Source organism: Acidovorax sp. Root568 (assembly GCF_001427445.1).
In the GTDB taxonomy this organism is placed as follows: domain Bacteria; phylum Pseudomonadota; class Gammaproteobacteria; order Burkholderiales; family Burkholderiaceae_C; genus Acidovorax; species Acidovorax delafieldii.
In genome coordinates this window covers 558,968-572,018 of record NZ_LMGP01000015.1, presented here as the reverse complement: position 1 = coordinate 572,018, position 13,051 = coordinate 558,968, and the positions used below count along the sequence as shown (strand labels likewise).

At 66.4% G+C, this 13,051-nt stretch carries 12 protein-coding genes; 1 reads left to right on the top strand and 11 read right to left on the bottom strand.

The genetic code is table 11. From position 1 onward, the window contains the following. Positions 1 to 152 precede the first annotated feature (152 nt). Entirely contained in the window at positions 153 to 650 is a 498-nt protein-coding gene (locus ASD75_RS14460; RefSeq protein WP_056746606.1) for an EF-hand domain-containing protein, read from the bottom strand. Positions 651 to 659: 9 nt separating this feature from the next. After that, entirely contained in the window at positions 660 to 1,457 is a 798-nt protein-coding gene (locus tag ASD75_RS14455; RefSeq protein WP_056746603.1) for a lectin, read from the bottom strand. Between the two features lie 237 nt (positions 1,458 to 1,694). Between ASD75_RS14455 and ASD75_RS14450 the strand changes: the two genes are divergently transcribed. Next, entirely contained in the window at positions 1,695 to 3,278 is a 1,584-nt protein-coding gene (locus tag ASD75_RS14450; protein WP_056064104.1) for an EAL domain-containing protein, read from the top strand. Between the two features lie 41 nt (positions 3,279 to 3,319). Here ASD75_RS14450 and ASD75_RS24190 read toward each other — a convergent pair whose 3' ends face one another. From ASD75_RS24190 to ASD75_RS14405, 9 genes are all read right to left on the bottom strand, one after another. After that, the gene (locus ASD75_RS24190; RefSeq protein WP_056064101.1) at positions 3,320 to 4,909 is read right to left on the bottom strand and encodes a methyl-accepting chemotaxis protein; all 1,590 of its coding nucleotides are present in this window, start codon (positions 4,907 to 4,909) and stop codon (positions 3,320 to 3,322) included. Between the two features lie 370 nt (positions 4,910 to 5,279). Then, complete coding sequence (locus tag ASD75_RS14440; RefSeq protein ID WP_082522468.1) at positions 5,280 to 6,830, bottom strand: methyl-accepting chemotaxis protein; 1,551 nt, start codon at positions 6,828 to 6,830, stop codon at positions 5,280 to 5,282. Positions 6,831 to 7,212: 382 nt separating this feature from the next. Next, positions 7,213 to 8,220, bottom strand: a complete 1,008-nt coding sequence (locus ASD75_RS14435) for a P1 family peptidase (RefSeq protein WP_056064097.1) — start codon at positions 8,218 to 8,220, stop codon at positions 7,213 to 7,215. A gap of 77 nt (positions 8,221 to 8,297) precedes the next feature. After that, on the bottom strand, positions 8,298 to 8,669 hold the full coding sequence (locus ASD75_RS14430) for a copper-binding protein (RefSeq protein ID WP_056064094.1): 372 nt from the start codon (positions 8,667 to 8,669) through the stop codon (positions 8,298 to 8,300). Continuing rightward, positions 8,666 to 9,214, bottom strand: coding sequence for a DUF411 domain-containing protein (locus ASD75_RS14425; protein WP_233250591.1), 549 nt, complete (start codon positions 9,212 to 9,214; stop codon positions 8,666 to 8,668). The genes ASD75_RS14430 and ASD75_RS14425 overlap by 4 nt, the downstream gene beginning before the upstream one ends. Positions 9,215 to 9,230: 16 nt before the next feature. Next, complete coding sequence (locus tag ASD75_RS14420) at positions 9,231 to 9,737, bottom strand: plastocyanin/azurin family copper-binding protein (protein ID WP_056746743.1); 507 nt, start codon at positions 9,735 to 9,737, stop codon at positions 9,231 to 9,233. A 14-nt stretch (positions 9,738 to 9,751) separates the two neighbouring features. Beyond that, a complete protein-coding gene (locus tag ASD75_RS14415; RefSeq protein WP_056746602.1) occupies positions 9,752 to 11,134 on the bottom strand; it encodes a multicopper oxidase family protein in 1,383 nt (460 codons plus the stop codon). A gap of 1 nt (position 11,135) precedes the next feature. Further along, complete coding sequence (locus ASD75_RS14410) at positions 11,136 to 12,563, bottom strand: TolC family protein (protein ID WP_056746600.1); 1,428 nt, start codon at positions 12,561 to 12,563, stop codon at positions 11,136 to 11,138. Continuing rightward, on the bottom strand, positions 12,560 to 13,030 hold the full coding sequence (locus tag ASD75_RS14405) for a hypothetical protein (protein WP_146871845.1): 471 nt from the start codon (positions 13,028 to 13,030) through the stop codon (positions 12,560 to 12,562). The genes ASD75_RS14410 and ASD75_RS14405 overlap by 4 nt, the downstream gene beginning before the upstream one ends. Positions 13,031 to 13,051: the final 21 nt, after the last annotated feature.

Below are 13,051 nucleotides of genomic sequence, written 5' to 3'. Positions count from 1 at the left end.
GGTGGTCCCGGAACCATATCTCGCTATCAGCGAGCCGGTGGATTATCCAGGCAGGCGTGGCGGCGACGCGCACCAGCTCCGGGCATCCCGCACCGGGAGTCGCCCAGGTCTCAGATAGCTGGAGGACTGAAACCGCCGGCCAGCGAGGGCTCCTACTGCGGCAGGCGCCTGCGTTGGCGCTCATAGGCCATGCATTCCTGCAACGAGAGCATGTCGTTCTGGTCCACATCCGCTGCCTCAAAGTAGGCCATGCGTGCCTGCACCACCTCCTTGAACGACAGCTTTCCGTCCCCGTCCTTGTCGGCTGCCGCCAGCCGCCTCAGCTGGCCTTTACCGATGCGGGGCAATTGGCCCAGCTGGGAGAGATGGACGTAGCCCTCTGCATCGGGCCCCAGGCTGTGCCAGCTCTGCACGATGTCCTGGTGGAACTCGTCCAGCGACACGTTGCCGTCATGATTGAGATCGGCTGCCGAGCAGATGGCCTGCAGCCGGTGGGTGAGGGTTGGCGCCACCGGTTTGTGCGCCTTGGCAGGGCGTGGTGGCGTGGTGGGCGACGATATGGAGGTGTCGGCCGCATAGGCCGCGTGCGTCGTTGTTGCCAGCACCAGGGCGCAGGCGCCTGCACAGATCCAGTGAAGAGTTGTTTGCATGGGACCTCCTTACCACCACCAGCGTTGGCTGGGGCTGCGGTTGCAGGGCCAGACCATGGTGTGTGCCCCAGGGCGGACCTGGCCTGCGTCTACATCCAGGCATTTGCCGTTGAGCTGGCTCACGATCTGCCCGCCCAGGGTCGACCAGCTCTGGCTGCGCGAGCCCGAGCAGGACCACAGCACCACCCGCGCGCCGTCCCGTGGGTCGCCTCGGTCCACGTCCACGCACAGGTCGCGCACCCGGATCTCGCCGCCTCGCCCCACCGCAAAACGCTGGGACGCCGTCCCGTTGCATTCGTACACCTGCAGGGTGGTGCCGGGCTGGAATTTGCCACCCCTCACGTCGAGGCACAGACGGCCGTCCACCCGGATCTCGCGCCCCCAGTCCCCGCCCTGGCCGGGGTAGTCCGGGTACTCGGGGCGACGGTCGTTGTCGTGCCGGTTGTGGTTGGCCAGCAACGCGATGCCGGCAATGGCCGCCACGGCCGCCACAGCTGCTCCGGCATTGGAGCCGCTGCTGCTACCGGATGCATAGGTGCGTGTGATCTTGAAACGTCCCCCGCAACCACCGTTGGTCCACAGCTCGCGATTGGTCAGGTCGTAGCCCCAGGTGCGGTTGAAGCGGCAGGCCCCCTGGGTTTGTTCCACCAGATCCACCTGGGTCACGTCGTCCGCGAGGCGGTAGGAGGTGTAGCCGCCGCTGGACTGCAAATCCACCAACTGGTCCTGCGCCTGTGCCGCCGGGGTGCTCACGAGCAATGGCAGGCATAGCAGCCATGCATGTTTCCGAAAGGCCTGGTCTCTCATGGGTTCACTCTCCTTGTTCCGATCAGGGTCCATGGGGATGGGTGTAGCGCAGTGGGCCCCGGCCCAGGGCACCAACCGTCACCGGCATCATAGGACGGTCTGATGCTTGTGCGCCCGGCGACAGGGGCGCCATCGGTTGAAATCTTGCTGGAGCAGCGAGGACTGTTCGTGCATGATGGCGTCGCGCTGGGGCAGCCCCTTGTCTGCCTTTGTACTACCCATCCACTGCCGTGTCCGATGAAACGCTTCTATGTCGTTGCCTCCATCCCACTGCTGCTGGCGGCGCTCATCCCCATTGCTGCATCCCTGTGGGTGGCCCACCGCCAGGCCAAGGAAGACCAGGTCGCCTATCTGACCTCGTTGGCGGACGAGGTGCTGCGACGCGGCGTGGCCTCGCGCCAGCAGCTGGTGGCGGCGCTCAACGATCTGGACGGAGATCCGCACCCCGCTTGCAGCCAGGCCAGCCTCACACGCATGCAGCAGCTGGTGGGCACCTCGTTCTATCTGCAGGGCATGGGGGCGGTGAGGGATGGAGCGCTAGTCTGCAGCACGCTCACCACGGGCAATGAGGTGGTACCGCTCACCGGCAACCACATGGTCACCTCGACGGGTATTTCCACCTGGATTGGCGCCCGCCTGCCCTTTGCCCCGGAGCAGCCTTTCAACATCTACGCCCGCAACGGCCATGCGGTGATCATTCACCCGGGCATCGTGATTGACATGCCTGTGCTTCATGCGGATGTCGCGCTGGGGCTTCTGATCAGCACGCCCCGGGCGCTGATCCGGTCCAAAGGTCCGCTGGATACCCAGTGGCTGAACCTCTACACGCCCCATGTGAACAACGTGGCTGAAAGCGAGACCCACTACATCGTCTTCCGGGTGTCGAAGGAAAACAATGTGGCGGCGGTCGCGGCAGCTCCCAAGGCGCTGGCCCACGAAGGGCTCAAGGCCCAGGCGCTGATCCTGGCACCCCTGGGGCTGGTGGCCAGTGCCCTGTTTGCGCTGGGCGTCGCGATGCTCACCCGGTGGCAGTTGTCGCCCCGCGTCAGACTGCGGGCGGCCCTGCGCCGGCGCGAGTTCTTCGTGCTCTATCAGCCCATCGTGGATCTGGAAACCGGCCAGTGGGTGGGGGCGGAGGCTCTGCTGCGCTGGCGTCGCCGCAACGGCACCCTGGTGCCCCCGGATGAATTCATTGCAGAAGCGGAGAAGGCCGGGGTGATCGTGCACATCACGCGGTACGTGATGGATGTGGTGCTCGCCGACTTGCCCGAGATGCTCAAGGCACGCCCGGGCTTTCATGTGAGCCTGAACCTCTCGCCCCAGGACCTGGTGGCCGACGGACCCGTGCAGTACCTGCAGCGGCGCTTCAGCGCCATGGAGATGCCGCCGGGCGCGCTCATGCTGGAGGTTACCGAGCGCGGGCTGGTGGACATCGAGGCTGCACGGCCCGCGCTGCAGGCTGCGCGGCAGATCGGTGCATCGATTGCGCTGGATGACTTCGGTACGGGTTACTCCAGCCTGTCCATGTTGGAGTCCATCGACATCGACACCCTCAAGATTGATCGGATCTTCATCGCCAGCATCGGCGCGCAAGCCGCCATCAGCCCGGTGACTACCCACATCATCGAAATGGCCCACATGCTCAAGCTGGCACTGATTGCCGAGGGCGTCGAGACTCAGGACCAGGTGGACTTCCTGATTGCCCGGGGTGTGCGCCAAGCCCAGGGTTGGAAGTTTGCCCGTGCCATGCCGCTGAATGATCTGCTGGCCGGCATGCGCCCGCAGCCAGCCGTTTCACCACGTGGCTCGGCGCAAGATTGATCCCGCCCTGTTGGATGGCGCGGCAGGACGGGACGAGGGCGCTACTTGAGCAGCAGTGACGACCCGCTACCGTGAATCCGGAAGACCGCCACGGCATTCACGAGGTCGTCGGCCTGCCCGCGCAGGCTCGAAGCGGCGGCCGCCATTTCCTCCACCAGCGCGGCATTCTGCTGGGTCGCCTGGTCCATCAACGTGACCGCTTCACCCACCTGCGTGACGCCCGCGCTCTGTTCAGAGCTGGCAGCGCTGATCTCGCCCATGATGTGCGTCACGTTGCGGATGCTGGCCACTACCTCGGTCATGGTCTGGCCTGCCTTGTCCACCAGGGCGGTGCCGTGCTCCACGCGGCCCACACTTTCGGTGATCAGTTGTTTGATCTCCTTGGCGGCGGCGGCGCTGCGCTGGGCCAGGTTACGCACCTCGTTGGCCACCACAGCAAAGCCCCGGCCCTGATCGCCTGCGCGTGCGGCCTCCACGGCGGCATTCAGCGCGAGGATGTTGGTCTGAAACGCAATGCCATCGATCACGCTGATGATGTCGTTGATCTTGCGGCTGGAGTCGTTGATGTCCTTCATGGTGGCCACCACCATGGCCACCACTTCGCCCCCCTGCTGCGCGACAGTCGAGGCTGATTGCGCAAGCCGATTCGCATTGATAGCGTTGTCCGCGTTCTGCTTCACGGTCGAGCCCAGTTGCTCCATCGACGCTGCGGTTTGCTGCAGCGCACTGGCCTGTTGCTCGGTGCGCATCGACAGGTTCTGGTTGCCCTGCGCGATCTCGGCGCTGGCGGTAGAGACGCTTTCCGACCCCTGGCGGACCCCCGCCACCAGGTTCGACAGGTTTTGGCGCATGGCCTCCATCGAGGCAACCACCGTGGCGATTTCGTCCTTGCCCTGCGCCACCAGCGGCGTGGCCAGATTGCCCCGCGCAAACTCCTGCGTGGCCCGACTGGCCTCACTCAGGGGTCTGACGATGGAGCGCATGGTGGCGATGCCCAGCACGCAGGCAAACGCCACCATTGCCACACTCAGCACAACCAGTTGCAAGCGAAGCGATTCAAACTGGCGCATCGACTGCTCGCTGGCCCGTTTGCTGATGGCGTCACTCTCGGCCAGGAAGACGCCGATGTTGCTCACCAGCTTGGTCAGCAGGGGGCGGCATTCCGTGTTGATCTTCTGGATCGCTGCGTCCTTCTCGCCCTGGCTGCCAAGCCGCGTGATCTCCAGCGCCACCGGTCCATAGGCGGCTTCCGTCTCCTTGATCTGGGCCAGCAGGCTGCGCAACGGGGCCGTCTCAGGTGGAGCTGCCTGGAGGGCTTCCTCCACGCTCTTGAGCGCCCGCCCCATGCGGTCGTGCGCCGCGCCGATGAGCCGGAGTTCAGCAGCGGCATCTTCCTTCGACCCGGCAATCATCAGATTGCGGGCCGAGATGGCCCGCGCATTCGCAGCATCCAACACCTGGTTACCCAGGCTTTTGACCACATTCAGGTGATTGACCTGGTTGTCCAGGCTCTCCTGCGTCTTGGCTTCTCCGTGCAGGCCCATGATGGCCACCAGGATCAAGGCACTGGTGATAACTACATAACCAATGCCAAGACGCGTCTTGATGCTCAGGTTTTGCAGGACGTTCATACAAAAGGCCCTCCAGCTGGTGATGACGATGATGCGCTTTGTGCGGGAAAAAGCGCCATGTTTTTAGGCTTGTGAGCCAGCAGCCACATGTGCTCTGGTAGTGCGGGGCGCCACAGTGCACCCCCGCCGGGGCCTGTGGCGTGTTGTGGTCATTGATGTTGGGCGACTTTCCGGCCCAGTCAAAGTTTTTTTTGACCGCGCGCAGCAGGCTCTGCAAGCCTTGCGCCGCGCTCCTGAATGTCTCTAGTGCATCGCCGCGCCAAACCGGTGGCGGGGCTGCAGGCCGGGTCGTCGTGCGGGTCAGCAGGCTGAAGGGCATGCCCCCCATCACCCATTCATTGGCAGGATGACTAAAGGGTGTCCTCCTGGTTCAACCGGCCTTGAGTCGGAAACGCGCCACCACCTCGATCAACCGCCCGGCCTGGTCGCGCAGCGACTCTGACGCAGCAGCAGATTGCTCCACCAGTGCGGCATTCTGTTGGGTCATGCTGTCCAGTTGAGAGATGGCGGTGTTGACCTCGACCACGCTCTGGGTCTGTTCCTTGATGGCGCTGGCGATTTCGCCAATCAAATGGCTTACCTGCTGTACCGAGCCCACCACTTCATCCATTGTTCGGCCAGCTTCCCCGACCAACTGCGCCCCGCCTTCCACCTGGTCAACCGAGCTTGATATCAGCTCTTTAATCTCCCGTGCTGCCTGCGCGCTGCGCTGCGCGAGCGTTCGCACCTCGGTGGCCACCACCGCAAACCCGCGCCCTTGCTCCCCGGCCCGTGCCGCTTCCACGGCTGCATTCAAGGCCAGGATGTTGGTCTGAAACGCAATGCCATCAATCACACCAATGATGTCTCCAATCTTGCGCGATGAGGATTGAATGCCATCCATGGTGTTCACCACGCGTGCCACCACCTCACCGCCCCGGACGGCCACGGTCGAAGCTGCCGACGCCAACTGGTGAGCCTGCTGCGCAGACGTTGAGCTGTGGCGCACTGTTTCGGTGACTTGCTGCAGCGCTGCGGATGTCTCCTCGATGCTGGCGGCCGCCGCCTCGGTGCGTACTGACAAGTCCTGCCCGCCGTTGCTCACCTCTTCACTGGCAGTCGCGATGCTGTCGGCGCTGCGACGCACGTTCGTGACGGATTCGTTCAGGGCCTGTTGCATGCGGGCAAGGGCGCGCAGCAAGTCACCCAACTCATCGCCGCGCGACGAATGCACTTCGCCCGTCAGGTCGCCATCAGCGATGCGATCGGCGGTGCCCGCCGCAAAACTCAGAGGAATGGTGAGCGAACGTGTCAGCACCCAGCCAATGGCGGCACCGAGGGCCAAGGCCACTGCAACCATCAGCCAGATGCCCCAAAGCACCGCGCGGTAACTCTCGGTGCCTTTTTGCTGTGCCTTTTCCACCCCTTCGTCGTTACGCTGGTTGAGCTTGCCAATGGCGTCGGTGGTTGCACGAAATGCCTGCCGTGAATCGCCCCGCAGGTACGCCAGGGCCTCATCGCCCTTGCCGTCCCGCACCAGGGCCAGCAGTTGGCTCTGGGTGCCTTTGTAGCGTTCGACCGCAGCTTTGAAGGTGTCAAAAAGCTTGCGCTCTGCGTCGTCGTCCAGTGTGTTTGCGTAGGCCTGCAGCAGATTGGGTACCAGGGTCCACTGCTTGTCTATGCGCGCACTTTCTTCTTGCAGGGCTTTGTCACCGCCACCCAGCAGCACCTGCAGCTCGGCACGGCGCATTTGATTGAGCGCTTCGTTGAGGCCTGCCAACTGCTGGGTGCTGGGCAACCAATTGGTGGCAAGGTCCTCCACGCTGCCTTGCACCCGATTGACGCGGTTCACGGCAAACAGCCCCATGGCCAGCACCAATGTCAGCAAAAGGCCAAAACCCAGGCCCATGCGCAAACCGACTCGCAGATTCGACAGTCGCATGCTTTTCTCCTCAAAAAATTGGCTAGATTCAGATCGAGAACATGTTCCTAACAGGTAAGTAGCAAGTAGCGCAAGCACCGGGGGCCTCGGTGCTTGCCGCGCAGGGAATGCGCGCTCGGTGCATGAAAAGGCCTGCGAGGAAAAACGGCCACAGTCGCAGCTATTGCAAGCATCGGCAGCGCCGCAGATCACCCCATGCTCCGATTGAACTCGGAACAGCGACATGCGCAAAGGTTGTTTTGCGCACAGTATCCGCCGGCCAGATGGTTTTGGATAGGTGTGGAGGAGTGGGCGCTAAATGGCAGCCCATGGCCCCGGCTGGATCCGAGGCTGGATAGGGGGGAGGTGGCGCTCAGCGCGAAGGCGACGCCGTAGTCCCGGCCTACCGCAGGTCGGCGGCAGCGGGCAGGTACAGGCCTTCGGCGGTGGTGATCGCCCGTGCCGCCCGTGCCGCCCGTGCTGTGGCGATGGCCGTGGCCTCGGCCGCCATGGTGGCCAGCACCATCATGCCCGGGCTCTTACCGCTGCGGCCCGTGCCCAAGCTGAACAGGGTGTCGCCGTCCGACATGGTGTGCACGGGGTTGATGCTGCGGGCCAGCCCGTCGTGAGCGGCCACGGCCAGGCGGTGGGCCTGCACCTTGGTGATGACCGCGTCAGTGGCGACCACCCCGATGGTGGTGTTGGTGCCCGCCAGCAGGGGCTGGGGCGGGTCGCCGCGCAGCAGGGCGCGGCGCGTGTCGCGCAAACGCAGGCCGTCGTCGGTGCGGGCACCGGCAATCACTTGCGCGGTGTCGGGGTCGATCACGTCGCCCAGCGCATTGCAGGCGATGAGGGCACCTACCGTGACGCCGTCCACGGTGACGGAGGCGGTACCGATGCCACCCTTCATCGCACGCTGAATGCCGAAGATCTTGCCCAGCGCCGCACCGGTGCCCGCGCCCACGTTACCTTCGGCCGGGTCTGCGGTGGAGGCGGCCTCGCACGCCGCGTAGCCTGCCGCGGCATCGGGGCGCACGCGCATGTCGCCCACCAGCAGGTCGAACAGCACGGCGGCGGGCACGATGGGCAGGCGGCCCACGGCCACGTCGAAACCCACGCCGCGCTCTTCCAGCCAGCGCACGGCGCCGGTGGCGGCATCCAGCCCCCAGGCGCTGCCGCCCGCGAGCATGATGGCGTGCACCTTGTCCACCAGGTTGGAGGGGTGGAGCAAATCCGTCTCGCGCGTGCCGGGTGCGGCACCGCGCACATCCACCCCGGCCACGGCGCCCTCGCGGGTGATGATGACGGTGCAGCCCGTGGGGCGGCGGGTTTCGGTGAAGTGGCCGACCTCGATGCCGGCCACGCGGGTGATGCTGCCAGCGTCGCCAGCCATTGCGTGTGGAGAACTCATGGCTGGTGATTATGGTGCCCTGGGGCAGGGCGACAGTTGCGCAGCATCAGGGCCCTGGCGCTGCACGTGGAGTCGCGTCAGGGCGCTTTCTCGATCCGTTGGACGTGGTAGGCGCCGCTGACCTGTTCGGCCCGAAAGCGCACCTTGTCGCCGGGTTTCAGGTCGCCCACCACACCCGCGTCAGCCACGCGGAACACCATGGTCATGGGCGGCATCTCCAGGTTCTTGATCTCGCCGTGTTTGAGGGTCAGGCGCAGGGTGCGCGGGTCCCAGCGGGTGATTTCGCCTTCGCTCAACTCCGCCTGTGGCGCGGACGGTGCGGTGGCGGCGGGGTGGTGGCTGCTGTGGCTGTCTGCGGCAGCCCCTGCGGGCGCCTGCGCCAGGGCGGGCCCTGCAACCAGGACAAAAAGGGCGGCAGCCAGCGGGATGGAGAAGAAGTGCTGGGTCATGTGGATGCCTTTTTGTTGTAGCTGTTGAAGATGCGCGTGCTGCCGTCGTGGGCCACCAGCAGCACGTCGTACGGGTCGCGCCGGTCGCCATACACGGCGCCGTCCATGCCTGGCGATCCCACGGGCATGCCCGGCACGGCCAGGCCCAGGGCCTTCGGCTTTTGCTGCAGCAGCTTGCGCACATCGCTGGCGGGCACGTGGCCTTCCACCAGGTAGCCGCCCACCAGCGCGGTGTGGCACGAACCCAGTTTTGGCGGCAGTCCCAGGCGGGCACGCACGGCGTTGTTGCCGGTGGCATGCACCTTCACGGCAAAGCCGTTGGCTTGCATGTGGTCCACCCAGTCCTGGCAGCAGCCGCAGTTGGGGTCTTTCCACACTTCCAGCGGTGTGGGCGTGTTGGTGGCGGCGCGGGACCCAACCGGCAGCAAAGCGACGGCCAACCCCGCGCCCAGCAGAGGCAGAGTGGTGGCCAGCCATTGGCGGCGGGCAGGGCTGGGGAGCGCGGTCATGGATGCGGATGCAGCCCGAGGGCGTTGGAGGGTCATGGTGTTTCTCCTGGCGTTATGGATGGCGGGGCAGCACGGTGATGGTGCCGGTCATGCCGGCCTGGTAATGGCCGGGGATGAGGCAGGCAAAGTCAAAGCTGCCTGCACGGTTGAAGTGCCACACGATGTCGCCGGCCTTGCCTGCCGCCACATGGGTCATGTAAGGCTCGTCGTGTTCCATGCCCGGGTGCTTTTTCATCATTTCGGCGTGCTGGTCCAGCTCCGCCTTGGTGCCGATCACGATCTCGTGCAGCACCTGGCCTTTGTTCTGTGCGCGCAGCCGCACAGTGTCGCCCTCGCGCACTTCGATGTGGCGGGGGCTGAACCGCATGTCGTCGCCCATGCGCACGGTGATCGTGCGGCGCACCTGCTGGGCATCGCCTGCAATGCCCCAGTCTTTTTGCTCTTTGACCACGGGGCCTGTGGAGGTGCGGTGGGGCATGTTTTCATGCCCATAGGCAGGAAAAGTGCCGAATGCGCTAGTGCATATTGCCCAGGCAGCTATGAATTTAATAGTGTTCATGGTGATCGTTGGCATCAATGTTGGTGGCCGCTGGCAGCCGGCTTGCGTGCATTGGCCGCGCCCGGGGCCGTGCCCGGGGTGTCGGTGCGTGCAGGGCGTGGTGTGGCGGCCGGGGCGCCTTGCCATTCAAAGGCCTGGGTGCCACGTGGCTGCCTGAAGTCGCCGGGGTCGGCATAGCTGCCTGCGGGTTGGTCAGCGCGCACCTTGAGCGTGGTGAACATGCCGCCCATCTCCAGCGGGCCGAAGGGGCCGGTGCCTGTCATCATCGGGAAGGTGTTGTCGGGCAGCGGCATCTCCATGGAGCCCATGTCGGCCATGCCGCGCTCGCCCATCACCATGTAGTCGGGCACGATCTTCTGGATCTTGCCGACCAGGCCCCGGTGGTCCACGCCGATCATGGTGGGCACGGCGTGCCCCATGGCGCCCATGGTGTGGTGGCTCTTGTGGCAGTGCAGGGCCCAGTCGCCGGGTTCGTCGGCGATGAACTCCACCTGCCGCATCTGGCCCACGGCCACGTCGGTGGTCACCTCCGGCCAGCGCGCGCTCTTGGGCACGGGGCCGCCGTCGGTGCCGGTCACTTCAAACTCGTGCCCATGCAGGTGGATAGGGTGGTTGGTCATGGTGAGGTTGCCCACGCGGATGCGCACGCGCTCGCCCTGGCGCGCCACCAGCGGGCTGATGGCAGGGAACACGCGGCTGTTCCAGCACCAGATGTTGTGGTCCAGCATGGTGTTGACCTTGGGGGTCATGCTGCCGGGCTCCACGTCAAAGGCGTTGAGCAAAAAAGCGTAGTCGCGCTGCACCTTGGCGATCTGCGGGTGGCTGCCCTTGGGGTGGGTGATCCACAGGCCCATCATGCCCATGGCCATCTGCACCATCTCGTCGGCATGCGGGTGGTACATGAAGGTGCCGGGGCGGCGCGCCACAAACTCGTACACGAAGGTCTTGCCGGGCTGGATGGCGGGCTGGGTGAGGCCACCGACGCCGTCCATGCCGTTGGGCAGGCGCTGGCCGTGCCAGTGGATGGTGGTGTGCTCGGGCAGGCGGTTGGTGACGAAGATGCGCACGCGGTCGCCCTCGACCACCTCGATGGTGGGGCCGGGGCTCTGGCCGTTGTAGCCCCACATGTTGACCATGAAGCCGGGCGCCACCTCGCGCACCACGGGCTCGGCCACCAGGTGGAACTCCTTGACGCCCGCGTTCATGCGCCAGGGGGCGGTCCAGCCGTTCAGGGTGACCACGGGGTTGTAGGGGCGGCCGGTGGGCGGGTGCAGCGGTGGCGCGGTGCCGGCGCTGGACTGTGTGGCGGGCTCGGGCAGCGCGGCCAGGGCCACGCGGCTGACGGAGGCTGCGGCCACGGCCGTGGCGGCGCCAGAAAAGAAATTGCGGCGGTTCATGTCAGTGGCCTTGTGGGGTGGTGGAGGCTGCGGCGCCGGAGGTGAGGCCCTGCAGTGCGCCGGGCGAGGTGCCGGTCAGCGCCAGTTGCAGGTCGGTCTCGGCCAGCCAGAAGTCGCGCTGCGCTTCGATGGCGTTGGCCACGGCCTGCATGCTGTTGCGCGCTTCGGCCAGCATGTCCCACACGCTGGCCAGCATGCCGTTGTAGCGCAGCGTGGTCTCGTCGGCGATGAGCTGGCGCAGGGGCACCACTTCAGCCTGCTGCTGGCGCGCCAGGTCGAGGGCCGTGCGGTAGGTGAGCCAGGCGGCGCGTACCTCGCTGCGGGCGCGCACGGCGGTGTCTTGCAGTTGGGCGGCGCTTTGCTCCACCTCGGCCTGGGCGCGGGTGCGGGCTGCACCACCCCAGCCGAACAGGGGCAGGGGCAGCTCGATCTCCCAGCCGCGCTTGATGTCGCTGCGGCCGGTGTCGCGTTCGGTCGCGGTGTTGCGGCTGTATGCCAGCCCAATGTCGCCAAACACGGCGCCCGCACGGCTCCAGCCCTGGCGCGTGGCCTGGGTGTCCAGCTGGCGGCGGGCAGCTTGCACGTCCAGCCGCTCGCGCAGCGCGGTGGCTTCGATGCCATCGGCGGGTAAGGCGGTGGCGGGCAGGGGCGGCAGCTGCTGGGTCAGCTGGTATTGGGTTTGCTGCCCCCACAGGCCCATGCGGCGGTTGAGCTGCTCACGCTCGGTGGCGGCGGCCAGGCGGGCGCGGGCACGCTGGCGGGTGGCCTCGTGCAGCACGGCCTGTTCGCGGGCTTGTTGCAGGCGGCTCCAGTTGCCCACCTGCGCCATGCGGTGCGCCAGCTCGGCCCCTGCCTCGGCGGCTTCCACCATGCGGTCGTGCGTGGCGGCCACCTGCTCAGCGGCCACCGTCCGCAGCCAGGCGCGGCGGGTGTCTGCGGCCAGTTGCACCACGTCCTGCGCGGCCAGCAGCGTGGCAATCTGCAGGCGCTCGGCCTCGCGCTGGGTGCGCCAGGGCAGGGTGATGAGGTCCATCAGGCCAAAGGCCAGGGTGCGTTCGATCTCGCGTTCCTGGCTGTTGGTGAAACGCCCCAGAGTCAGGTGCGGGTTGGGCAGCGTGATGGCCTGCACCCGCTCGGCATCGGCCACGCCCAGCGCGGCCAGCCGGGCTTGCAGGCCGGGGTTGTTGAGCAGGGCAATGCGTACGGCGGCGTCTTGTGTCAGGGGTTGTGCGAGCCAGCCGTCGACGGACTGCTGGGCCTTTGCGCGAGCGCTCGGGTCCGTGGCGGGCAAGGCCGCCTGGGGCACACCGGCGGTACGGCCCGCAGTGAGGGCCGCGACATCACTGCGCAGGCCGTCGGGCGACACGCTGGCGCAGCCTGCCAGCAGGGCGGCGGCAGCCAGTATGGAGAGGCGATGGGTGCTGATCATGGCTTGCCCTTCTGCTCGGGGTGGTGGGCGGGGTGGGCACTCCCCGGGCTTCCGTGATGCATTTCATGGCGTGTGCCGTGCTGCTTCCCATGCGGCATGCCGTGCTGCATGCCCTGGGGATGGTGTGGCATGGAGGTATCGGTGGAGGCTGCGGGCGTGGGAGTAGGTGCCGAGCCTTTTTGCGCCTCCCAGGCCACGATGTCCGCATGGCCGCGCGGGAACGCGCCCACGGCCTCGTGCGCCTGGCGCCAGGCCTGGGGTGTGGGCAAGGCGTCCACCAGCGGGGGTTGCGGCGGCATGGCCGTGTACGGCAGGGGGGGCGTGGGCGCATCGGCGCGGGTAGCGTCGGGTGCAGATGGGCCCTGGGCTTGCGCCAGCAAGGGCGACAACAGGGCAAGACAAGCCAGTCGCATCGGCCACGATGGCCGGGGCGACGGCGAGGAGAGAAAAATGGCAGGGGCGCGCATGGCGATCTCCAGACAACGAAC

Bases quoted from the DNA above. Each gene is read 5' to 3' on its own strand.
- ASD75_RS14460 (WP_056746606.1), bottom strand. From the start codon at position 650: ATGCAAACAACTCTTCACTGGATCTGTGCAGGCGCCTGCGCCCTGGTG.
- ASD75_RS14455 (WP_056746603.1), bottom strand. From the start codon at position 1,457: ATGAGAGACCAGGCCTTTCGGAAACATGCATGGCTGCTATGCCTGCCA.
- ASD75_RS14450 (WP_056064104.1), top strand. From the start codon at position 1,695: ATGAAACGCTTCTATGTCGTTGCCTCCATCCCACTGCTGCTGGCGGCG.
- ASD75_RS24190 (WP_056064101.1), bottom strand. From the start codon at position 4,909: ATGAACGTCCTGCAAAACCTGAGCATCAAGACGCGTCTTGGCATTGGT.
- ASD75_RS14440 (WP_082522468.1), bottom strand. From the start codon at position 6,830: ATGCGACTGTCGAATCTGCGAGTCGGTTTGCGCATGGGCCTGGGTTTT.
- ASD75_RS14435 (WP_056064097.1), bottom strand. From the start codon at position 8,220: ATGAGTTCTCCACACGCAATGGCTGGCGACGCTGGCAGCATCACCCGC.
- ASD75_RS14430 (WP_056064094.1), bottom strand. From the start codon at position 8,669: ATGACCCAGCACTTCTTCTCCATCCCGCTGGCTGCCGCCCTTTTTGTC.
- ASD75_RS14425 (WP_233250591.1), bottom strand. From the start codon at position 9,214: ATGACCCTCCAACGCCCTCGGGCTGCATCCGCATCCATGACCGCGCTC.
- ASD75_RS14420 (WP_056746743.1), bottom strand. From the start codon at position 9,737: ATGAACACTATTAAATTCATAGCTGCCTGGGCAATATGCACTAGCGCA.
- ASD75_RS14415 (WP_056746602.1), bottom strand. From the start codon at position 11,134: ATGAACCGCCGCAATTTCTTTTCTGGCGCCGCCACGGCCGTGGCCGCA.
- ASD75_RS14410 (WP_056746600.1), bottom strand. From the start codon at position 12,563: ATGATCAGCACCCATCGCCTCTCCATACTGGCTGCCGCCGCCCTGCTG.
- ASD75_RS14405 (WP_146871845.1), bottom strand. From the start codon at position 13,030: ATGCGCGCCCCTGCCATTTTTCTCTCCTCGCCGTCGCCCCGGCCATCG.